The organism is Acinetobacter sp. 1130196 (genome assembly GCF_000588095.1).
Taxonomy (GTDB): domain Bacteria; phylum Pseudomonadota; class Gammaproteobacteria; order Pseudomonadales; family Moraxellaceae; genus Acinetobacter; species Acinetobacter nosocomialis.
Genome location: NZ_JFWX01000036.1, coordinates 15371 through 37238 on the forward strand (window position 1 = coordinate 15371; position 21868 = coordinate 37238).

Sequence of the window (21868 nt, forward strand, 5' to 3'; positions counted from 1 at the left end):
ATTATTTCCATATTTTTCACCAAATCAAAACTCAATTGGAATTAAGGCTTTAATTGAATATTTTGTAATTCACCATCAAAAGTCTCTATAAGGCTTTTAATGACAGGTTGTTGCTGTAATAGCTCTGTCGCTCTATGGAAAGCTTTTTCTTTACGAATGCTTTGCATAACATAAGGTGTAGATGTATGAACTGCACCATATTCAACTGTAAACTGTGTATCTGCCCATTGTTGCTTTAAAGCATCAATTAGGCCTTGCTGTAATTGGGTTAACATATTTTCATATTCTTGAGGAATATGGAAAATCGTGTTGCCTCCAATTTCACCAGTCATCACACCATGTTGAGCAAGTTCTTGAACGGCTGGGGAAAGCTGACTATTTCTAAACCAATATTCCCACTTTTCAAGTGTCCACTCGCCTTCTAAAACTTGAGCAGAAAGCTTCAAAATATCCTGAGGCATCAACTGCCCGTTATCAGTTGCACTAGACTCTTTGATAACTGTAGCAGTTTCAACAACCACTTCGGCTTGCACCAATGTTTGCTGCTCAATAACAGGTTCAGAAACCAAATCATGAGTTACAGGTGCATCTTGACCCAGAGAAAATTCAGTATCAGATGTTTCAAACAAACCTTGCGGCTCAGCAGTAAATGTTGGCTCAGGTTCAGTTTGTTTGGCTTGGGTTTCAGCCTGAACATGTACTGCCTTTTGTTCTGGTACTGGAATGAAATCTTCCTCTAGAACACTAATCGTTTCTTGAACAGGTACTGACTCAAGCCCAATCAGCTCATGATGGTTTGGGTCAAATACCATTAAATCCTGATTAGACTGCGGTTCAGGTTCAGGTTCAGGTTCAGGTTCAGGTTCAGGTTCAGGTTCAGGTTCAGGTTCAGGTTCAGGTTCAGGTTCAGGTTCAGGTTCAGGTTCAGGTTCAGGTTCAACCATAGCGGGTTGGCTAATAACTTCAACAGGCTGAACAGTACTTACAGGTGTAATCTCCTGAGCAGTTTGCTGAACTTGTTGATTTAGCCCTACCACTGCTTGCTCATTTTGTTGAACAGGCTCTGAAACTAAAATTTCATTTGGTGCTAAAGGACGGAAAGCCAATAAGCGTAAAATACACATTTCAAAACCTTGCTCTTGCGTTACGGCAAGTTGCAAGTCTGAACGGCCTTTACATGCGATTTGATAGTAAAGCTGCAAATCTTGAGCAGAAATTAACTTAGAAAGTTGAAGAATTTTGGCATTAATTTCTTCACTATACTTTAAGCCAAGCTCTGGTAAATACTGTAATAAAGCTAACTCATGTAATGTTGAAATAAGCTGATCAAGCACTAACGATACATCTAAGGCTTGATATCTAAATTGGAGTAATAACTGACTCACTTTTTCACGTTGGTTTTGATGAACCGCTAAAATCAAATCATAAATGATCGTACGGTCAATCAAGCCAAGCATTTCTTTCACATCTTGGTGATGTATAGAACCCTGGCCATAAGCTATGGCTTGGTCAGTTAATGATAGCGCATCACGCAGTGAACCCTGAGCAGATTCAGCAATTTGCCAAATTGCATCTTGATCAGCAGTAATCTGTTCTTTTTCAAGAATAGCGCCAAGGTGTTTGGTAATTTCATCTACCGCTAAAGGTCGTAAAGTAAATTGTAAACAACGTGAAATAACCGTAATTGGTAGCTTTTGCGGATCAGTCGTTGCAAACAGAAACTTAACGTGTTCTGGTGGTTCTTCTAGTGTTTTTAATAACGCATTAAAAGAATGCGTAGAAAGCATATGTACTTCGTCAATCAGGTAAACTTTAAAACGACCTTGCGTTGGCGCATAAGGAACATTATCTAAAAGTTCACGCGTATCTTCTACTTTTGTTCTTGAAGCAGCATCAATTTCGATTAAGTCAATAAAACGGCCTTCATTTACCGCCTTGCAGGTTGCACAGACTTCACATGGTGTAGCAGTCACACCTGTTTCACAGTTCAAACACTTGGCTAAAATACGGGCGATTGTAGTTTTACCTACACCACGCGTTCCTGTAAATAAATAAGCATGGTGAAGACGACCGTGTTCCAATGCACTACTTAATGCACGAGAAACATGGTTTTGTCCCACTAACTCATTGAAATTACGTGGACGGTATTTTCTAGCAAGTACTTGATACATGTATGCTCCTTGTTACAGGCATAAGCATACTTTGTTTTTAAAAGAGTGTGAACGCATAAAGCTCATATCCGTACAGATAAACTGCGAACTGACTTCTTTTCCCTACCAAAATCATTTATTCCTCTATGGATGATCATGATGTAACTCCTGATCTGTAACACCCTCATCCATAGTTTGTACCAACCCGACACCATCTTTAATTTCAGCTGAATAATTTCCTTTCTCGGTAAAAATTTGCATGATTGTATAGTGGTCTTTTTGACTTTGAGTAATAGTAAAAAAATTCTGGTTCGGATCGCCTTGGTCAAATCTACCAGTCCATCGAACAATATCCTGATCAACAGGTTCGATCTCTACAATTTTCCCTGTACGATTAATGCCATATTCCAACATCTGAAATTTAACAGTGTCCCCGACTTTTTTAAGTTCGATCACATTTGGATCATATTTAATGACCATACCTTTAGCATTTTTAAGCAGGGGAAAATTAGTTTTAGAAGGAAGCTGATCTCTTTCTACTTCATTAAAAACAATTTGTTGCTGAGACAACCTTTCTTTTTCTGACGGACTCAAATTCAGCATATTTTGACGAGCAAATTCATTCTGACGATCTGCAACTTTTGTCTCAGACTCTTGCCGACTTTCTAAAGGCGATGTTAAAGCAGAAGAGCTTTGCTGTGAACAAGCAAACCAAACTAAAACTGCTAACGCCACACAAGCGATAGCAGTTCCTATTAACAACTTATTTTTCTTCATTATTTATAGCTAAAAATAGAGATTAGTTATATAGAGAAATTTTTTGTGCGTTCAGGTTAATCACACTAACCGCATCAATTTTTCCTTCTTCACCCAAACGAACACCATATTTAGGATTGTAAAGGTATGGACTAGAATAAAAATTAATATTATTACCGCCCATTGCGGTACTACCTAAGGGATGAGCAAAACCTGAACCGATATTGGTTGAGCCATTATGATATAGACCAAGATTATGCCCAACTTCATGACGCATGGCTGCAAAAGAACAACCTGCAATATCATTTGCGCCAATCATGTTATATGCAGAAGCATTGATCCAAGCCCAACCACAGCCACCATCGCCCGGCTCATTACCTTGATAATAAACACCGTCTGCCAATACACGTTTCCGCTCATTTTGTACCGTCGTGTCATCTCGTCCAGTCGAGATTGCTTCTTTTAAAGTGGTAGCAGGGATTTTATAAGTTATATAACCCACATCTCTTAAGTAAAAACGTGCATTCGAATTTTCAGCAGTTAAATTTGTTAAATTTACGCCTTCAACCATTCTAAGTTTTGCAGCGCTCTCACCTAAAATTGCATTTACTTCTGGGCTAGAAACTAACAACATATCAATTGTATAACTATCTACTGTCCAGCCTTGAGCAGTGTATATAAAACGGCGGTTTTCACCATTTTTAATTGCAGTAGACAATCCATTAGCCGCATTAATCAAAGTGTCTGCCGATGCATTCGACACAATAACCACCTTATCCCCGACTTGAGCTTGAGCTGGTAGCTGCAAGGTCGGCTGCCAATTTGATGTAGACAGTTTTACTTTTAAAGTGGGCTGAGTCATATTCGGTAAAGTTGCAGGGATTGTTGCCGTTGAATCAATTACCTTTGTTGGTGAAGAGATCAGCTGCCAATATCCTTTGTCGCTTACATACATAAACTCATATTGATCGCCTGTTTTAAGTGTTAAGGTCGCTTGGCTATTAATATTGGTGTTATTAATTTTTGCAGACCAAGTCGCTGTAGACTTGATAATAATTCTATCTCGATCACTTGCAGTGGTAGGCAAAGTGAAATTGGAAACCCAATTTCCATTTCCAAATGCAATTTCGGTAAGGGGACTACTTACCGCGGCTAAAGATATTCCGATTTGCTGAACATTTAGCTTCTGAGGTTTTATATATTCTGGCACCCATTTTCCTAAAGCAGAATAATATTTAAACCAATATTCAGATCCATTTTTTAATGTAAAACTGCTCGGGAATAGTAAATTTGTTTTATCAATCTCTGAGCTTGCACTTGCTGTAGAAACAACTTGTACGGTTGTTCCATCACGTACATCACTTGGCAATGCAATGGTTTGTGCCCATTTGCCATCTTGAATAAGTACTTTTTGCATTGATGCAGTTGTTAATGGAACGACTTCATAAGTCGCACCATTGGTAGGACTCACTGTCGCTAACTGAGCGATCCATTTATTTTGACTGCTATTAAAGATAAATTGATAAACATCCCCACTATTTATCTTCAACACTTCTAACGGAATATTCGTATTAGAAGTGTCTAAATAACTACTATAAGCAGCACTAGAACGAATTGTAATTTTGTCTGAATTATTAGCATTTGTTGGTAAAGAGAGATTTTTTACCCAATTTCCATTAGCTAAAGAAAACTCTAAATCTGAATAACCCGTCGGAATTGATCCACTATTATTATTCTGATTTGGTGAGAGTACGGTTGCAGCATATACAAGTGAAGATGCAACAATTGCACCAATAATAAGTGATGTTTTTAATTTAAAATTCACAGTAGCCTCTTTTATTTGTTTTTAGATTTTCGAATAGTAGGTTAACAAACCATTTTTTTGCAGTCAATTTTCAAATCATTAATTTTTTTATTAAATTTCAATAAGATGATGTTTGAATCATTTTGAAATAAAAACATGAAATTTATTAAATAATAGTTTGTTTATGAGAATTAAATAACTAAATTGAATATAAAGAAAATATTAAAAAGACATTTGAGGGTAAAAAGAAAGATAAATCTCTCTTTTTACCCTTTATTTTAGTTTACTTTCTTAGGAAAACTAAACCAGACAAATACAGTTAACAGGAAGAAACAAATGGCTGAGATAGTAAGCACCCAACTATGTGCATAGCTAAAAGCTTGCTGCGCAACCGCAACTAATTGCTCTCCTAAAGGTTTTTCAAGGCTAGATGCTAATTGCATAGTTTCACCAATTGAAATACTCGCTTTTTCAATTAAATCTGACGGAAGCTCGGCTGGCAAAATAATTGAGCGGCTATAAAACCAAGACAACATTAAACCAAAAATAGCGACACCTAAACCAGCACCAAGCTCATAGGCCATACCTTCAATCGCACCTGCTGCACTCGCCTTTTGTGGTGGAACAGATGACATAATGGCAGCAGTTGAAGCCAGTAAGGCAATCTCAATACTAAAGCCTAAAAAGACCATACACGTCCACGCTAAGAAGTGATCGGTCGAAAAGTTAAGTTGGGCAAGTCCCCATAAACTGAGTGCACTTATTAAAATACCAACAGTAGATACAAGTCTAAGTCCCCATTTATTTAAACAAATTCCTGCTAGTGGACCACCTAAACTAATTGCAATCATAAATGGGATAATAAACATCGCTGCTTGTAAGGGAGAAAACCCATAGACAAACTGCAACTCTTGAGACAAGAGCAATTCAAAGCCAACCAGCGCAATCATGGAAACAACTGCCATGACAATGCTGGTAGAAATCACTGGATGTTTAAATAACTCCAGATCAATCATTGGCGTCGTACTTCTTTTTTGGCCACGAATGAAGTGAATTAATGTGCTTATACCCACCACAAACATCACGACTGTAAGTACCGAGAAGTTATACATAGCCGATTTGATTGAATAGATGAGGCTTAAAATGGCTACCACTAAAACTAAAGCTTGCCCTAAATTAATTGGCTGATCAGTTTTTTCTTGCTGTTTAGGAATGATCATTACAATCATAACCAGAACGACTAAAATAATCGGAATGTTTATGAGGAATACAGCTCCCCAATGGAAATGTTCCAGTACAAACCCACCAACTAGCGGGCCAAAAGCTGCTCCACCGCCACCTACTGTAGACCAGAGACCGAGTGCAAAATTTCTCTGCTTTTCTTCGGTAAAAGCATTACGGATGCCTGATAAAGTGGCCGGAATAAGCATCGCTGCCCCTAGGCCTAAAACAGCACGTGAAGCAATTAAGGCATAGGCCGTTGGAGAAAAAGCAGCCGCTAGAGAACCAATACCAAAAACGGCAGTTCCTATAAATAATAATTTTTTAAAGCCAATACGATCACCAAGTGCACCCATCGGCAAAATTAAACCCGCCATAATCAGTGAATAGATATCAATGATCCATAAAAGCTGATTGGCAGTTAAATTTAATGCTTCACTTAAAGTCGGTGTTGCAACATGCATCACCGTTGCATCAATCGTAACTGGTAAATAAATAAGGACAATAATTGTCAGGATTAACCATTTCTTTTGCATAACATTCTTCTAATATCCAAAAATTGGACATGTGTTCAAATCATGGTTATTATATACACAATTGGACACTTGTCCAATTTTTAAATTTAATGTAGTTTGTGTCGAATTCAGTCAGGTGAAAGCAACATGGCCTATCTTAATCGCGATCAACGTAGAGAAATGATTTTGCAAGCTGCCATGCAAGTTGCTTTGGCTGAAGGTTTTACAGCCATGACGGTACGTAGAATCGCAACAGAAGCACAAACCTCTACCGGACAAGTTCATCATCATTTTTCTTCCGCATCTCATTTAAAAGCTGAAGCTTTTTTAAAGCTGATGGAACAGCTTGATGAAATAGAACAAACTCTCCAAACAACTAGCCAATTTCAAAGACTCTTCATCTTATTAGGGGCAGAAAATATCGACAGACTTCAGCCCTACTTACGTTTATGGAATGAAGCTGAACTCTTGATTGAACAAGATGCAGAAATACAAAAAGCGTATAACCTCGCCATGCAAAGTTGGCATCAAGCTATTGTGCAATCGATTGAATGCGGCCAAAAAGAAGGTGAATTTAAAAATAGGTCTAATTCCACAGATATTGCGTGGCGACTTATTGCCTTTGTGTGTGGATTAGAAGGGATTTATCAACTAGGATTACAAGGTTTAGCTGAAGAAGACTTCAAACGCCATACCGAAGCGATTATTCGCCTAGAATTATTATAAATGTTGAGCTGGCATTGCTAAAAAATACCAGCTTTAAAAATACTAAAATTAGAACCAACCTTTACGCCCTTTTAAAATTTGGTCAGTGCAGCGTAAGGTTTCTTGAGTCAATCCCCATAAACGATAGTCACCCGTGATTGAACCAATCTGAAAGTTATGGGTATAGGCAAAGCTAAGATCACGCTCAGGGTCACACCATGCCCCTGAACCATTGTAGCCAATATGCCCAAAGCCATTTTTAGCGCGTTTACCCATCGTAATAATACGGTGATATCCTAAACGCCAATTCATTGGTATTGGCATGACACGATCACGTGCATAACTTTGAATGGTACTCAGCTCTTTAAATACTTCTGGGCGAATGAGTTGCTGTCCATCCCATTCGCCTTTATTTGCCAGCATCGCATAAATTTTAGCAAGACTATTCGCAGTAAATGTGCCATTTGCTGCTGGAATAACAGCTTGCAATCCTTCATCACTAAAGAAACTAAAATTCTTCATTCCTTTTGGAATCATAGCATCCTGAAAATCTTGAGGGTCCTGCCCAGTCCACGTAATCATTTTTTCAGAAAGTGAACTTTTGCGTGGCTGAGGTTTGTTAGGTTTTTCGGCTTGAGCAGATGCTGGTTTTTCTGGTTTCGGCTGAATAATTAAACGAGCTACCCGTTCCAACTGGCTTGCAGGTGTACCAAAATAAGCACCATCTAACTGCAACGGTTCAATGAGATATTTTTGCATGAGTTGATCTAAAGATTGACCAGTTGCTTTTTCAAGCACACCACCAACAAGCCAACCAAATGTTAAAGCTTGATAAGCGTTGCCCTGTCCTGCAATGAATCTTGGTTTGGACATGGCCATTACATCTAACATATGTTGCCAGTCGAGCATTTCCCTCGCACTTTCGATGATATTTCGAATATCGAACATACCACTTTGATGACTCAACACATGACGCAAAGTCATTTGCTCTTTACCATTCTGAGCAAACTCAGGCCAGTAAGTCGCAATCGGTTTGTCATATTCTAAAAAACCTTCACTGACTAAAATATGTGCTAAGGTTGCAAGTACACCTTTCCCTGTAGAGTAGCAAACTGCCAAAGTATCGGGTTGCCAAGCTTCAGTTTGTGATTTTAGACCGGTGTAGATATCTACAACTTTCTGGCCTCTAAAATAAACCGCTAAAGCAGCTCCACCTTGTCCTGTTCTAGCATCTTGAAGACGGCTGAACTGGTGAGCTAAATCAATAAAACGTTCATCTAAAATACCGTGATAGTTATGGGTATCGGCCAGTAAAATTTCTTTAATCACATGAAGTTCCTTGCATTTTTTGTTATTTTGCTCAAAAGCAGCCCAAACCTGTGTTCAGGCTACTGATATTTTTATAATGCTTTTACTGTTCCGGCAACATGCGGTTTTTGAGATTTCGCATTACGGATCAAGAAATCAGTCTTTTTGTCTGTATTGGCAGTTAAAAACTCAACTTTTGACGGTAAGAACATTGGTAGCTTAAACCAGACATCTGCTTCATAAGCATTAGGTAATTCAAGATTCGCTAGTGCTTTAGCTTTGCTCCACATACCATGTGCAATTGCTTGTTTAAAGCCAAATGCTTTTGCAGTAATGGCATGAATATGAATTAAGTTAAAATCACCAGACACTTTCGCGTAACGGCGGCCTGTGTTTTCTAAAATATCCCACTGGGCCTTTGGAACATAAACTGGTGCTTGTTCTTCTTTGGCTTTCTCACCCACTCTTTTCTCGACTTTTTGGCGAGATAAATAAGTCGTTAAGCCTTCCATCACTACTTCATTGCCAACTTTTGCCGTGGTAATAAAGTCAAACTGAACGCCTTTATCATGCGGTTTTAATTCCCCAAATTTGCATGACAAAGTTAGTTTTTCAGTTACACCAATAGGTCTAGTCTGTTTAATCTGGTTACGGATATGCACTAAACCTAAAATTGGAAATGGAAAGGCTTCTGCTGTCATCATGTGCATTTGCAAGCTTTGAGAAAGTACCGCTAAATAAATTGCCGGTACAAAGCCATTATTTTGAAAGCCACATACTTCGTTATAAGCTTTGAGATGGCTCTGATCAATTTCAAGACGGTCTACCACATATTCAACTTGTGGTAAGATTTTTGGCCCCTGCGGCTTTTTAAAAATTAAGCCTTGTACTACTTTTGGATAAGCCAATGCCGCTTTTGGTAGTTGGCTAAAATGACGAGTATTCATACCTAACCTTTTATAATTTATAGATTCTTGAATAAAAAAGGGATGCACAAGCACCCCTATTTAGCTAAGAGTGCTTAAGCGCCCAACAAGCTTTGACCACACACACGTACAACGTTGCCATTTACACCTGTAGAAGCAGCTGATGCAAACCATGCAATTGTTTCTGCCACATCCACAGGTAAACCGCCTTGTTGCATTGAGTTCATACGACGACCTGCTTCACGAATTGCAAACGGAATTGCCGCAGTCATTTGAGTTTCGATAAAGCCAGGTGCTACTGCGTTAATGGTAATACCATTTTTTAAGATAGGTGCAGTAAATTTCACTAAACCGATTACACCAGCTTTTGAAGCAGCATAGTTGGTTTGACCAAGGTTACCCGCAATACCACTAATTGATGATACACAAACAATACGGCCATTTGCATTTAGACCATCGTTTTCTAATAAGTAGTCATTTACGCGTTCAGCAGCAGACAAGTTAATATTAATGACTAAGTCCCAAAGCTCTGGCTTCATGTTTGCCAAAGTTTTGTCACGTGTAATACCTGCGTTATGAACAATAATATCTAAACCGCCTTGTTTTGCCGCAGCAGCTTTAATTTTTTCGCCCGCATCAGCAGCTGTAATGTCAATTGCCAATGTAGAACCACCAATGTCAGCAGCTACACGGTCAAGGTCAGCTTGTTGTTGTGGTACATCTAGACAAATAACATGAGCACCGTCACGTGCCAACACGTGTGCAATTGCCTCACCAATACCACGGCTTGCACCAGTTACTAACGCAGTTTTTCCAGCAAGTGGTTTTGCCCAATCAACATCCACCACATCTGCTTTAGATACACGAATTACTTGGCCAGATACATACGCTGAACGTGGAGAAAGCAAGAAACGTAATGTTGATTCAAGATTTGCAGCAGCACCTTCATCAACATAAACAACTTGAGCAGTAATACCCTTTTTAAATTCTTTACCTACAGATTTGATAAAGCCTTCAAGTGCGCGCTGAGCAATTGCCTGTTTTACAGTTTTTGCAGTTTCAGGTGTTGTACCAATCACAATCACTCGACCAGAAGTCGCAACTTGACGTGCAATCGGATTAAAGAATTTATAAAGTTCGTTTAACTGTTCTGAGTTTTGAATACCAGATGCATCAAATACAACTGCTTTGAATTTTGATTCTTTATCGCCCGCATTGAATGGACGTAAATTTAAACCAACTTTTGCAGCTTCTTGTTGTAATGCAACATTATTGCCTACATAGCTGTCAGCATGAATATTGCTAAGTACTTGTGCAATCGCACCAGACAAAACACTTGACGGCGCTGCGCCAACCAATACTGCACCATTCACTACTGGCTGAGCACTTTCAAAACGCTCTAATACAACTGGCGATGGTAAACCCAGATTTTTAACAACGAATTTACCAATAGGAGATTGCGTAAATGCTTGGTATTGATCAGTCATGATTATTATCTCTCAAAGAAATGAATTTTCTACGACAGGCTTCATTATGTTATGAGATGGAAAGAAACAATATGAAAGCAGTCGTTCATTAGAGTTACTCCAAATCATACTTGAGTTCATCTTTTGATGTCTTGACCTGAATGCTATCTACAATGTCATTCTAGTCAATACAGGTCTATTTGAATTGTGTTAAGGTAGCTTACAAGAATATCGTTATTATGCTTGGAAAAGCCTTATGAGCAAAACAACTCAAGAAAATCCAGCAGTCGAGAATTCTGCTCAGGAAAAAGTGTCAAATACATCAAAGTCGGCTTCTAACACGGCTAAGCGTAACAGCACTACTCCTAAAGCAGCAACTAATACACCAAAAACGACACGTACTCGTTCAACGACTGCACCTGCACGTAGCCCTCGTAGTAAGAGCGCTGCTTCAGCAACCCCGTCTACATCTTCAAATGTAGCTGCAGCACCAAAAGCAACAAAAACCAAAACTTCTGTTCAACAGGATAAAACCATGAGTCAAAACACTGTTCGCCGCGTTGCAATCCTTGGTGGCAACCGTATTCCATTTGCACGTTCAAATACCGCTTACTTTAAAGCGTCTAATTCTGACATGCTGACAGCAGCATTGAATGGTTTGGTTGAGCGCTTTAATTTACAAGGTAAGCGTATTGGTGAGGTTGTTGCGGGCGCTGTTTTAAAACACAGCCGTGATTTCAACATGACTCGTGAAGTTGTATTGAGTACAGATCTTGCTCCTGAAACTCCTGCTTACGACATTCAAATTGCATGTGGTACAGGTTTACAAGCAGCATTTGTTGTTGCTAACAAAATTGCCCTTGGTCAAATCGACGTAGGTATTGCAGGTGGTGTAGATACCACTTCTGACGCGCCGATTGCTGTAGGTGATGGTTTACGTAAAGTTTTACTTGAACTCAATGTTGCTAAAACTGGTAAAGACCGTCTTAAAGCTTTAACAAAAATTGATTTTAAAAAGCTTCTTGATGCACCAAGCAATGGTGAACCACGTACTGGCCTTTCAATGGGTGAGCACCAAGCAATCACTGCATTAGAATGGGGTATTACTCGCGAAGCGCAAGACGAGTTAGCTGCAAGCAGCCATCAAAAACTTGCTGCTGCTTATGACCGCGGTTTCTTTGATGACTTAATGACTCCATTCTTAGGTCTTAACCGTGACAACAACTTACGTCCTGACAGTACAGTTGAAAAACTTGCTAAATTAAAACCAGTTTTCGGTAAAGGCGAAACTGCAACAATGACAGCGGGTAACTCAACTCCGTTGACTGATGGTGCTTCTGTGGTATTGCTTGCTTCTGAAGAATGGGCAAAAGAAAACGGACATGAAGTTTTAGCTTATCTTTCTTTCTCTGAAACAGCAGCTGTTGACTTCATTGGCAAGAACGGTCCTAAAGAAGGCTTATTGATGGCTCCTGCTTATGCAGTACCTCGTATGCTTAAGCGTGCTAACCTTAAGCTTCAAGACTTCGATTTCTACGAAATCCATGAAGCATTTGCATCTCAAGTACTCTCTACCTTAAAAGCTTGGGAAGATGAAAAATTCTGTAAAGAACGTCTTGGCTTAGATGCACCATTGGGTTCAATTGACCGCTCTAAACTGAACGTAAATGGTTCATCTTTAGGTGCAGGTCACCCATTTGCTGCAACTGGTGGTCGTATCTTGGCTACTGCAGCTAAATTAATTAATGAAAAAGGTTCAGGCCGCGCATTAATCTCGATCTGTACAGCAGGCGGTGAAGGTGTGGTGGCGATTGTAGAAAAATAATTTCTATTTATCGACCTAACAAAATAAGCACCCATCTGGGTGCTTATTTCATTTCAATCTATGTGAATTAATGAAGTGATGCTGCTTTAGCATTTGGGAAAAACTTATCTTCAATATGGTCATAGCACCACTGGAAAATAAAGGTATAAACCAAAATACATAAGGTTAAGCCAATATCTAAAATAAATGCATCAATCACTGTCATCTGCATCATATATGCAATCATTGGAACAGTCGCAATCAGCAAACCACCCTCAAAACCAATCGCATGTAAAATCCGCACAGGGATCGTTCTTTCCCAATTATATTTATGCTCTACTTTTTCGAAATAGTGGTTAAAAATCATATTCCAGAAAACAGAAACCACTGCCATAAACACACCGAGTGTTCCAGTCACTTCCATCGGCATGTCAAAAATAAAACTTAATGCAATCGCAATGATGACCAACAAAATTCCTTCATAACTGATTGCATGAATGAGTCTTCTCTTGGAAATCAACATTTTTAAATACTCAATAATAACTTGGATAATGTGCATTTTATTTTTATAATTTTGATTAATCCAATCAGGTTCTTTCAATTTTTCTGACAGATGAATATTAATCAAGAACAACTTCTCATGTTCCAAGCCGTTATGGAAACAGGTTCATTTTCAGCAGCAGCACGGAAACTCGGTAAAGTCCCCTCTGCTGTGAGCATGTCGATTGCTAATTTAGAAATCGATCTGAACCTGACTTTATTTGAACGTAAAGGCCGCGAACCTACTCCTACAGCCGAAGCACGAGTGCTATATGAAAAGACGGCACAACTATTGATTGAAATGAATCAATGGAAACAGCACGCGCATGCATTAAGTACTGGGCTGGAACCTAATCTTACTATTGTTGTAGTGTCTGAACTGCTACATACCAATTGGACCGACTATGTTTGCCTGCTAGAAAGTCGCTTTCCCGATCTACAAATTAATATTGTGTCTGCCCCTCAAGAAGATGCGCTTCAAATGTTATTAGATGGCTCTGCTCAACTGGCCCTTATGTTTGAACGTGAGCATTTAGACAATAGAGAACAGTTTGTTGAACTCAAACGTGAAGCCTTAATTCCTGTTATTTCAAAAACCCATCCGCTCGCAAGCCAAGAGCATGTTTCTTATGAGCAGATTTTGGGTACGAGACAAATTGTGGTAGCAAGTCGAGATGAAACCTTAAAACCCGAATTATTATTTTCAAAACATTACTGGCGTACAGACAACCACCACTCTGCGTGCTTAATGATTTTACGTAATTTGGGTTGGGGAGTACTGCCGCAAGAGATGTTTAAAGAAAACCCTGAGTTAAATAACAAGCTTAAAGCATTAGACGTATTTGATTTTACACCGCGCTTTGAATATTACGTTGATTTGGTCTGGAGTCGTGAAAGTGAACTCGGCGCTGCTGCACGTTTCCTGATTGACTATATTCGTAATAAGCGAATGCAGCAGGTTCCTTAAAATAATTTCAATTTAGATGCAGAACATAAACGTTTTTCTTTGAAACATAACAATTGATATATCGACAGTATGGATAGAGTTTGTGCTATAAAGAAAACATAAGATTTATTACTGAAGATGTTGAATATCAATGACTCATACAGCACTTGACCAATTAAAAACATTAACGACCGTTGTTGCTGACAGTAGCGACCTTGATGCTATTCGTAAATTTCGTCCCTTAGATGCTACAACGAATCCTTCATTGATTACTGCGGCAGCAGAACAACCAGAAAGTAAAGAGCTCATTGAAGATGCTTATTATCAAGCCAAAGAAGAAGGCTATAAAAATGATGAGCTGATTGAAAGAACCATTGATATTTTAACCGTAAAATTTGGTGTAGAAATTTTAAAACTCATTGAAGGCCGAGTTTCAACAGAGGTTGATGCTGCCCTTTCATACGACACTGAAGCAACCATTCAAAAAGCACATGAATTATGTGAGCTTTACAAAGGTTATGGTATTGATCAGTCACGTATTCTTATTAAAATTGCGTCGACTTGGGAAGGTATTCAGGCTGCTAAAGTACTCGAAGCTGAAGGTATTGCCTGTAACCTCACTCTTCTTTTCGGTTTACACCAAGCTCAGGCATGTGCAGATGCGAAAGTGACTTTAATTTCACCATTTGTCGGCCGTATCTTAGACTGGTACAAAAAAGCTGAAGGTGTTGACTCTTACCCAATCGAGAAAGATCCAGGCGTAGTTTCAGTTAAGAAAATTTATACCTATTACAAACAGCAAAATATTCCAACTCAAGTGATGGGTGCGAGCTTCCGTAGTATCGATCAAGTGCTTGGCCTTGCAGGATGTGACTTGCTAACAATTTCGCCGGGACTACTTACTCAACTTGAGCAAGATACACGTGCTGTTAAAGCTGCACTTGATGCAACTCAAGCAAAACAAGCAGAAGCTATTATTAGACCTGCTCAGAACGAACAAAGTTTTAAAGACGAACTCAATCATGACTTAATGGCTTTCCAACTTTTACAAGGTGGTGTTGATGGCTTCATTAAAGCGCGAGATCAATTAAGCCTTTTATTACGTCAATCCTTTGGAATTGATGCAGAAATTAAATCTTAAAAAACTGCACTTTTCATACAAAATTACCGATTTTTGTTATCATGACAAAAATCGGTTTTTTATTGAGTTTCTCGTGTTCGGCATAACAGATCTAACAACATATATTATTGGTACACTCCTAATTGTGTTATTACCCGGACCCAATTCCCTTTATGTGATGTCAATTGCTTCACGCTATGGTATTAAAACTGGATATATGGGTGCACTTGGTATTTTTACTGGTGATCTTATTTTAATGCTATGTACCGTATTAGGTGCAGCTTCTTTATTAAAAGCATTCCCTTGGGTTTTTATTATTCTTAAACTCGTTGGTGCACTTTATCTGTCCTATTTAGGGTTTAAACTTTTACAAGGCAGTATTCAACGCTGGAAATTACGTAATCAACCACAAGCCGAAATGGCTGATTTACCTGCTTTAGATAAAATTCATCCTTATAAAACAGCCTTAAGTATTAGTTTACTTAACCCTAAAGCAATTTTATTTTTCTTATCTTTCTTTGTTCAGTTTATTAATCCAGATTATGCTTATCCAGCTTTAAGTTTTTTAATCTTAGCGGTAATTTTACAAATTATTAGTTTTAGCTATTTAACAGCGCTTATTTTCTCTGGCATTAAACTCTCAGCATTTTTTAAGCAAAATCATAAAATTGCTGCAAGCGGAATTTTCTTAGTGGGTATTTTATTTTTTGGGTTCGGTTTAAAGCTGGCCACTTCAACCATGTAAGTTACTGAGGCAATAAAGTTAAAACTTATTAGATTATTAAAATGCCAGCATGCCATCTGTTTTGACTTCATTAAGTACAAAGAATGTTCTCACCTGCCTTACTCCCGGTAAGGCAATAATTTTTTCACTATGAAATCGGTTAAAAGCAGCTAAGTCTTTAACACGAATTTTTAGAAAATAATCGACTTCTCCGGCAACCAGATAACACTCTAGAACATTCTCCAAATCACCTGCGGCTTGTTCAAAAGCTTGAAAGCTATCTGGTGTTGAACGGTCCAGCACTACCCCAACCAAAACGATGGTCTCACGCTGCACCATACTTGGATTGATTCGAGCACGAACATCTAAGATAGCTCCAATTTTAAAAAGACGTTGCGTATGATTCCAACATGACGAGGTACTAATACCAACAAGTTTTGCTAGTTCGGCATTACTTAAGCGTCCATTTTCTTGTAAACAACGCATAATTTTCAGCTCAAGCGGTGTCAAATTTTCAGCTTGCTCATTCATAAAAATAATATCCAAATTTAATTACTTATTATGAAATAAATAATAGCATTTATAACTATATAAAAAATATTATTTCATTTTGACACCCAAAATAGGAAGCACCTTCTTTAAAAAAATTGTTAGATTTATCTGGCTGAAAATATAGGCAGAAACATATTAATTTTTCAGGGACTTAGAACATTTAGCCATGCAAAAGATTCTTCAAGATTTTTCTATTCCAGCCGTATTCGCGGGTTTCATTACCTTTCTAATTGGTATTAGTGTTTCGGCTATTTTAGTGATTCAGGCAGCCCAAGCTTTAAATGCTTCACCTGAACAAATCACCTCATGGTTTTGGGCTTTAGGTTTGGGTCTTGGTTTATCAGGACTCATCCTTTCTTGGAAATTTAAATACCCTGTAGCAACAGCTTGGTCTACTGCCGGTCTCGCTTTAATTATTGCAACTGGCGGTGGATATAGCATAAATGAAGCAATTGGTGCTTTTTTAGTTGTTGGTGTACTGACTGCGGTTTTAGGTTTTTCAGGAATATTTCAAAAGGCGCTTTCATATATTCCTCAAAGCTTGACCAGTGCCATGCTTGCAGGCGTTTTACTCAAATTTGGTATTTCACTTTTCGCAAGTTTGCAAAATGATTGGGCATTCGTTTTATCTTTACTCGTCATTTATATCATTACCAAAAGATTATGGCCGCGTTATAGCATCGTGTTCACAGCACTTGCTGGTGTTGTGCTCTGCCCTGTGTTTTTAGACTTTCATATGCCTACACTTCACTGGTCTTTGGCTAAACCTGTTTGGATTAGTCCTGTTTTTAGCTGGTCAGCAGTTTTAGGCTTAGCGCTACCACTGTTTGTGATTAGTATGGCTTCACAGTATTTACCCGGTATTGCCATGATTAAAAGTTATGGCTATAAACCACATGTCAATCAACTCATTGGCTGGACCGGTTTAACCCAAGTTTTGCTTGCGCCTTTTGGTTGTTATAGCGTCAATATTGCTGCGATTAGTGCGGCTGTATGCCTTGATGATCAAGTTCATCCTGACCCAAGTAAACGCTATATTGCTGGCATAAGCTCTGGTTTTTTCTATGCATTGATGGGACTATTTGCAGCAACACTGACAAGCTTACTCATGTCCTTTCCTCATATTTTTATTGTAGCTTTAGCAGGTATTGCATTACTTGGCACCATTAGCCATAACATTGCGCTTGCCTTTGGCCCAATTGAAGACCGTGAAGCAGCACTATTTACCTTTTTATGTAGTGCTTCGGGTATCCAATTTTTCGGTATTGGTTCGGCATTTTGGGGACTAATTATCGGTATTATTGTATTTGTAGTCCTTAAATTTAAGGTTAAAAAATAACACCTAAAATAGAAACTTTGCGCTTAACCATTTAGAGCATTTCATAAACAGTTAAGTGCAAAGTCTCATTAAATTAATTAATTGCGTTTTTATCCCAAAAAGCCTGTCTTATTTGTGGCATCGCATTTAAGTGGTTAATAATATGCTGCGCTTCTTCCGCTTCAATTGAAGTCGCAATTAACGTCACTTCTATTTCAACCTCTTTCTCTCCAAAAGGCGTTACATCAATGTCTTTGGGAGGGTAATTGTGGTGCTTCAACGTTAGATTTAATTCATCCATAACTACTTTGCTCTGACTTCGGTCACAGATAATATAAATTACATGTAAAACCTCTGTATCATCGTCTAATGGACGACGGTCAATGATATGAACAATCGGTCTTAACAACGTATTGGCAGATAAAATAAAAGCTGTTGCCAGTATGGCTTCAATAATTAAATCAGAACCCGCAGCGGCCCCTACCGCAGCAGAACACCATAAAGTTGCTGCGGTATTTAAGCCATGGATGTTACCTTCTTGACGCATAATTACACCTGCGCCCAAGAAACCAATACCCGAAACCACATAAGCAATGACCCGAACAGCGCCATCTGCTCCAGTAAGATTTGTTGCAACATCCACAAAAATTGCAGCACCTACAGCCACCAGTACATTGGTTCGAAGACCAGCAGTCCGTTGCCTATATTGCCGTTCAAATCCAATTAACGCCCCTAAAATAAAAGCAACTGAGAGACTAATTAATGTATCAACAATATTAGATAAATCTGCATGTTGTAGAAATTGCAACTTCATCTTGCACCTATAATTTTATTGCCAGCCGTAACGGCGGATATAGATTTTTTTCACCCATTGAGTAATACACATATAAGCAATTAAAATTAAAGGCAAATATAAGAAATAACTTAATGGTAAAGCTTGCAGTTTTAAATAACTTGCTAAAGGGCCCATTGGTAAGAAAATACCAATACACATAATCACTACTGTCATGACTAACAATGGGGTTGCAGCACGACTCTGAATAAATGGAATCTTAGCCGTACGGATCATGTGCACAATTAACGTTTGAGTGAGTAACCCCACTACGAACCAGCCAGACTGGAATAAAGTCTGATGTTCAGGTGTATTCGCCGAAAACACAAACCACATTAAACAAAAAGTGATAATGTCAAAAATAGAGCTAATCGGTCCAAACACCACCATGAAACGGCCAACTTCTTCAGGTTGCCAACGCTGCGGTTTTGCAATTAACTCTTCATCAACGTTGTCAAATGGAATCACGATTTGTGACACATCATAAAGTAAGTTTTGAATGAGTAAGTGAATAGGCAGCATTGGTAAAAATGGAATAAAAGCACTCGCAATTAATACCGAAAAAACATTACCGAAATTTGAACTTGCCGTCATTTTGATATATTTCAACATATTGGCAAAAGTTCTACGGCCTTCAATTACACCTTTTTCAAGCACCATCAAGCTTTTTTCAAGCAAGATTAAATCTGCTGATTCTTTAGCAATATCTACTGCCGTATCTACTGAAATACCAATATCGGCAGCGCGTATAGCCGCGGCATCATTAATACCGTCTCCCAAGAAACCAACCACATGACCGTTGGCTTTTAACTGCTCAACAATACGTTCTTTATGTACAGGGCTAAGCTTTGCAAAAATATGGTATTGCTCTACTGCTCTTTTGAGCTGCTCATCGGTTAAGGTTTCAATTACACCGCCCAATAGAACTTGGTCATAGTTCAGACCAATTTCTCGGCACACTTTTTGAGTGACAAACTCATTATCACCAGTAAGTACTTTTACGGTTACACCATGAGCATGCAAACTTTGTACTGCTTCTCGAGCAGATTCTTTAGGTGGATCAAGAAATGCGACGTAACCGATTAAAATTAAATCACTTTCATCAACAACCGAATAATTTTCCTGATTATTATCAAACTCACGATACCCTACAGCAACAACACGTAAGCCATCTCGGTTATAACGTTGAGTTAATGCTTCAATTGCGACTTCACGTTGTTTTGTTAAAGGCTCTACTTTGCCGTTTACCTCGACATAACGGCAAACCTTTAACATTTCCTCAACTGCGCCCTTGGTAATCATACGCACTTTTTCTTGAGGTGTTTTTACCACAACCGACATACGGCGACGCTCAAAATCAAAAGGAACTTCATCTAACTTCTTATAACGTAACTTTTGAGTTTTGATCTGATCATCAACAGCTTCTAACACAGCCACATCAAGCAGATTTTTCAAACCTGTTTGATAGTAACTGTTTAAAAATGCCTGCATTAGTACAAAGTCTGATTTTTCCCCATGAACATCAATATGTTGAGATAAAAAGATTTTGTCTTGAGTTAGCGTTCCAGTTTTATCGGTACACAGAACATCCATTGCACCAAAGTTTTGGATCGCATCTAGACGTTTAACAATCACTTTCTTTTTAGATAAGAAAACCGCACCCTTGGCTAAAGTTGAAGTCACAATCATCGGTAGCATTTCTGGAGTAAGACCAACAGCAACCGATAATGCGAATAAAAATGCCTCTGTCCAATCACCTTTAGTGAAACCATTAATAAAAAGTACAACAGGTGCCATCACCAACATGAAACGAATAAGTAACCAACTGACTTTATTGACACCCATTTGAAATGCCGTGTTACTTCGATCAGTAGCTGTAACACGGTGAGCGAGTGCACCAAAATATGTTTGAATACCCGTACTTAAAACAACTGCCTGAGCCGAACCAGAAACAATATTGGTCCCCATAAATACAATGTTATCTAGCTCTAAAGCACTCGTTTCTTCGAGATTTTTCTGCAATGGAAATTTCTCGACAGGCATTGATTCACCAGTCATTGCAGCTTGAGAGACAAACAAATCTTTGGCATTTAAAATTCTGCAATCAGCAGGAATCATGTCACCTGCAGATAATAAAATCACATCACCTGGCACCAAATATTGAATTGGCATTTCAAATTGGTGATTGGTTTGGTTTTTAATATCAATGCCATAACGCTCATGCATAAGCTCTAAATCTTCTGCACTAACTTGATGACGCAGTACTGTAGCGGTATTACTTACCATTGCCTTTAAAGCATCCGCAGCTTGATTTGATTTTGCTTCTTGCCAATAACGAAGTAATGTCGAGAGGATAACCATCACACTAATAATGGTTGAACCCGTTAAATCATCGGTAAAAAAAGCAATTAATGCCAAAAGGCTAAGCAAAATATTGAACGGATTGCGGTAGCAATACCAAAGATGTTGCCACCAAGTTAATGGCTTCTCATGAGTGATCTCATTAAGCCCCACTGCCATTTGTTGGGTATGTGCTTGTTCTTCTGTAAGCCCTGTGTAATGAGTATCGAATTGTTTTAATAAATCACTTGATTGGACTCTTGATGCATCGAGCAAACGCATAGATAAATTTTTGCTAATTTCTTGAGCATAGCTAGATTGATGTAGCTCTTTAAAAGATCGATTACGACCAAAAAAACGCATCAAATGAAATCTTTGTAAAAATGCTGTGAAGAGTCGTTGCCAGAATTTCATCGCGAAATCCTCCATTTTTTAGGCGTACAAAGCTCTCGACCTTATTGATAAATAAAGTCTATAAAAATTTAAAATTTAGAAAGGAATCGGAGATCGTAGAGTTACGATGAAGAAGAGAAAATTAGCCCAAAGCCGAACCAACGCTGACGGAAAGTCGCGGGCTTGAACATAGCTCGAATACTTTGAATCGTATGAGACGAATTATTTACCAAAATTGAATTTTGGTAGTTATAGCAGTGTGTGGAAGCATATAAGAACATTGGCTTCTCCCCATTTCTAGCGAGAAACTAAATAGATAAGTGCTTGAAGTACTTAATTACAAAAAATAATTTGTATAGGTTTAATCTAATTTTTTACAAAGCTATCTCATTGCAAGATAGCCCTTCCTAATGGTTATCTTGCTCAGTATTGGCTTTGGTTTAATTGA

Annotated in this window: 17 protein-coding genes; 6 read left to right on the forward strand and 11 right to left on the reverse strand. The window is 38.5% G+C overall.

Annotation, left to right across the window (positions count from 1 at the left end):
- Positions 1–41: 41 nt before the first annotated feature.
- The 4 genes from J671_RS19560 to amvA form a co-directional block, all read right to left on the reverse strand.
- Positions 42–2171, reverse strand: coding sequence for a DNA polymerase III subunit gamma/tau (locus J671_RS19560; RefSeq protein ID WP_031983139.1), 2130 nt, complete (start codon positions 2169–2171; stop codon positions 42–44).
- Between the two features lie 123 nt (positions 2172–2294).
- On the reverse strand, positions 2295–2927 hold the full coding sequence (gene cpaB, locus J671_RS19565) for a metalloprotease secretion chaperone CpaB (protein ID WP_031983141.1): 633 nt from the start codon (positions 2925–2927) through the stop codon (positions 2295–2297).
- A 22-nt stretch (positions 2928–2949) separates the two neighbouring features.
- Entirely contained in the window at positions 2950–4731 is a 1782-nt protein-coding gene (cpaA, locus tag J671_RS19570; protein ID WP_031983142.1) for a metalloendopeptidase CpaA, read from the reverse strand.
- Between the two features lie 257 nt (positions 4732–4988).
- Complete coding sequence (amvA, locus tag J671_RS19575; protein WP_031983144.1) at positions 4989–6467, reverse strand: multidrug efflux MFS transporter AmvA; 1479 nt, start codon at positions 6465–6467, stop codon at positions 4989–4991.
- 126 nt (positions 6468–6593) lie between these two features.
- Here amvA and J671_RS19580 point away from each other — a divergent pair, with 126 nt between their 5' ends.
- Entirely contained in the window at positions 6594–7172 is a 579-nt protein-coding gene (locus J671_RS19580; protein WP_031983146.1) for a TetR family transcriptional regulator, read from the forward strand.
- A 48-nt stretch (positions 7173–7220) separates the two neighbouring features.
- On the opposite strand, the gene J671_RS19585 is transcribed toward J671_RS19580, so the two are convergent.
- The 3 genes from J671_RS19585 to J671_RS19595 all read right to left on the reverse strand — a co-directional run bounded on the left by J671_RS19585 (position 7221) and on the right by J671_RS19595 (position 10872).
- Entirely contained in the window at positions 7221–8480 is a 1260-nt protein-coding gene (locus tag J671_RS19585; protein WP_031983147.1) for a serine hydrolase domain-containing protein, read from the reverse strand.
- A gap of 71 nt (positions 8481–8551) precedes the next feature.
- A complete protein-coding gene (locus J671_RS19590) occupies positions 8552–9406 on the reverse strand; it encodes a MaoC family dehydratase (RefSeq protein WP_017393394.1) in 855 nt (284 codons plus the stop codon).
- A 74-nt stretch (positions 9407–9480) separates the two neighbouring features.
- The gene (locus J671_RS19595; RefSeq protein WP_004886646.1) at positions 9481–10872 is read right to left on the reverse strand and encodes a 3-oxoacyl-ACP reductase; all 1392 of its coding nucleotides are present in this window, start codon (positions 10870–10872) and stop codon (positions 9481–9483) included.
- 235 nt (positions 10873–11107) lie between these two features.
- Between J671_RS19595 and J671_RS19600 the strand changes: the two genes are divergently transcribed.
- Complete coding sequence (locus J671_RS19600; protein WP_002053671.1) at positions 11108–12676, forward strand: acetyl-CoA C-acetyltransferase; 1569 nt, start codon at positions 11108–11110, stop codon at positions 12674–12676.
- Between the two features lie 67 nt (positions 12677–12743).
- Here the strand turns inward: J671_RS19600 and aceI are convergent, their stop codons facing one another.
- Entirely contained in the window at positions 12744–13178 is a 435-nt protein-coding gene (aceI, locus tag J671_RS19605; protein WP_004701059.1) for a chlorhexidine efflux PACE transporter AceI, read from the reverse strand.
- A gap of 90 nt (positions 13179–13268) precedes the next feature.
- Here aceI and J671_RS19610 point away from each other — a divergent pair, with 90 nt between their 5' ends.
- The 3 genes from J671_RS19610 to leuE all read left to right on the forward strand — a co-directional run bounded on the left by J671_RS19610 (position 13269) and on the right by leuE (position 16006).
- Positions 13269–14162 (forward strand): LysR family transcriptional regulator, encoded by an 894-nt coding sequence (locus J671_RS19610; RefSeq protein WP_031983151.1) that lies wholly within the window; start codon positions 13269–13271, stop codon positions 14160–14162.
- A 130-nt stretch (positions 14163–14292) separates the two neighbouring features.
- Positions 14293–15282, forward strand: coding sequence for a transaldolase (tal, locus tag J671_RS19615; RefSeq protein ID WP_004886642.1), 990 nt, complete (start codon positions 14293–14295; stop codon positions 15280–15282).
- A 73-nt stretch (positions 15283–15355) separates the two neighbouring features.
- Positions 15356–16006, forward strand: a complete 651-nt coding sequence (leuE, locus tag J671_RS19620; RefSeq protein WP_004708223.1) for a leucine efflux protein LeuE — start codon at positions 15356–15358, stop codon at positions 16004–16006.
- A gap of 36 nt (positions 16007–16042) precedes the next feature.
- On the opposite strand, the gene J671_RS19625 is transcribed toward leuE, so the two are convergent.
- On the reverse strand, positions 16043–16516 hold the full coding sequence (locus J671_RS19625; RefSeq protein ID WP_002053657.1) for an Lrp/AsnC family transcriptional regulator: 474 nt from the start codon (positions 16514–16516) through the stop codon (positions 16043–16045).
- A gap of 187 nt (positions 16517–16703) precedes the next feature.
- Between J671_RS19625 and J671_RS19630 the strand changes: the two genes are divergently transcribed.
- Complete coding sequence (locus tag J671_RS19630; RefSeq protein ID WP_022575554.1) at positions 16704–17876, forward strand: benzoate/H(+) symporter BenE family transporter; 1173 nt, start codon at positions 16704–16706, stop codon at positions 17874–17876.
- A gap of 73 nt (positions 17877–17949) precedes the next feature.
- Here J671_RS19630 and J671_RS19635 read toward each other — a convergent pair whose 3' ends face one another.
- Positions 17950–18669: an MgtC/SapB family protein gene (locus J671_RS19635; protein ID WP_002053619.1), complete on the reverse strand. Its 720-nt coding sequence runs from the start codon at positions 18667–18669 to the stop codon at positions 17950–17952.
- 15 nt (positions 18670–18684) lie between these two features.
- Positions 18685–21441, reverse strand: a complete 2757-nt coding sequence (mgtA, locus tag J671_RS19640; protein WP_031983152.1) for a magnesium-translocating P-type ATPase — start codon at positions 21439–21441, stop codon at positions 18685–18687.
- Positions 21442–21868: the final 427 nt, after the last annotated feature.

Bases quoted from the DNA above. Each gene is read 5' to 3' on its own strand.
- J671_RS19560 (WP_031983139.1), bottom strand. From the start codon at position 2,171: ATGTATCAAGTACTTGCTAGAAAATACCGTCCACGTAATTTCAATGAG.
- cpaB (WP_031983141.1), bottom strand. From the start codon at position 2,927: ATGAAGAAAAATAAGTTGTTAATAGGAACTGCTATCGCTTGTGTGGCG.
- amvA (WP_031983144.1), bottom strand. From the start codon at position 6,467: ATGCAAAAGAAATGGTTAATCCTGACAATTATTGTCCTTATTTATTTA.
- J671_RS19580 (WP_031983146.1), top strand. From the start codon at position 6,594: ATGGCCTATCTTAATCGCGATCAACGTAGAGAAATGATTTTGCAAGCT.
- J671_RS19590 (WP_017393394.1), bottom strand. From the start codon at position 9,406: ATGAATACTCGTCATTTTAGCCAACTACCAAAAGCGGCATTGGCTTAT.
- J671_RS19595 (WP_004886646.1), bottom strand. From the start codon at position 10,872: ATGACTGATCAATACCAAGCATTTACGCAATCTCCTATTGGTAAATTC.
- J671_RS19600 (WP_002053671.1), top strand. From the start codon at position 11,108: ATGAGCAAAACAACTCAAGAAAATCCAGCAGTCGAGAATTCTGCTCAG.
- aceI (WP_004701059.1), bottom strand. From the start codon at position 13,178: ATGTTGATTTCCAAGAGAAGACTCATTCATGCAATCAGTTATGAAGGA.
- J671_RS19610 (WP_031983151.1), top strand. From the start codon at position 13,269: ATGAATATTAATCAAGAACAACTTCTCATGTTCCAAGCCGTTATGGAA.
- tal (WP_004886642.1), top strand. From the start codon at position 14,293: ATGACTCATACAGCACTTGACCAATTAAAAACATTAACGACCGTTGTT.
- J671_RS19625 (WP_002053657.1), bottom strand. From the start codon at position 16,516: ATGAATGAGCAAGCTGAAAATTTGACACCGCTTGAGCTGAAAATTATG.
- J671_RS19630 (WP_022575554.1), top strand. From the start codon at position 16,704: ATGCAAAAGATTCTTCAAGATTTTTCTATTCCAGCCGTATTCGCGGGT.
- J671_RS19635 (WP_002053619.1), bottom strand. From the start codon at position 18,669: ATGAAGTTGCAATTTCTACAACATGCAGATTTATCTAATATTGTTGAT.
- mgtA (WP_031983152.1), bottom strand. From the start codon at position 21,441: ATGAAATTCTGGCAACGACTCTTCACAGCATTTTTACAAAGATTTCAT.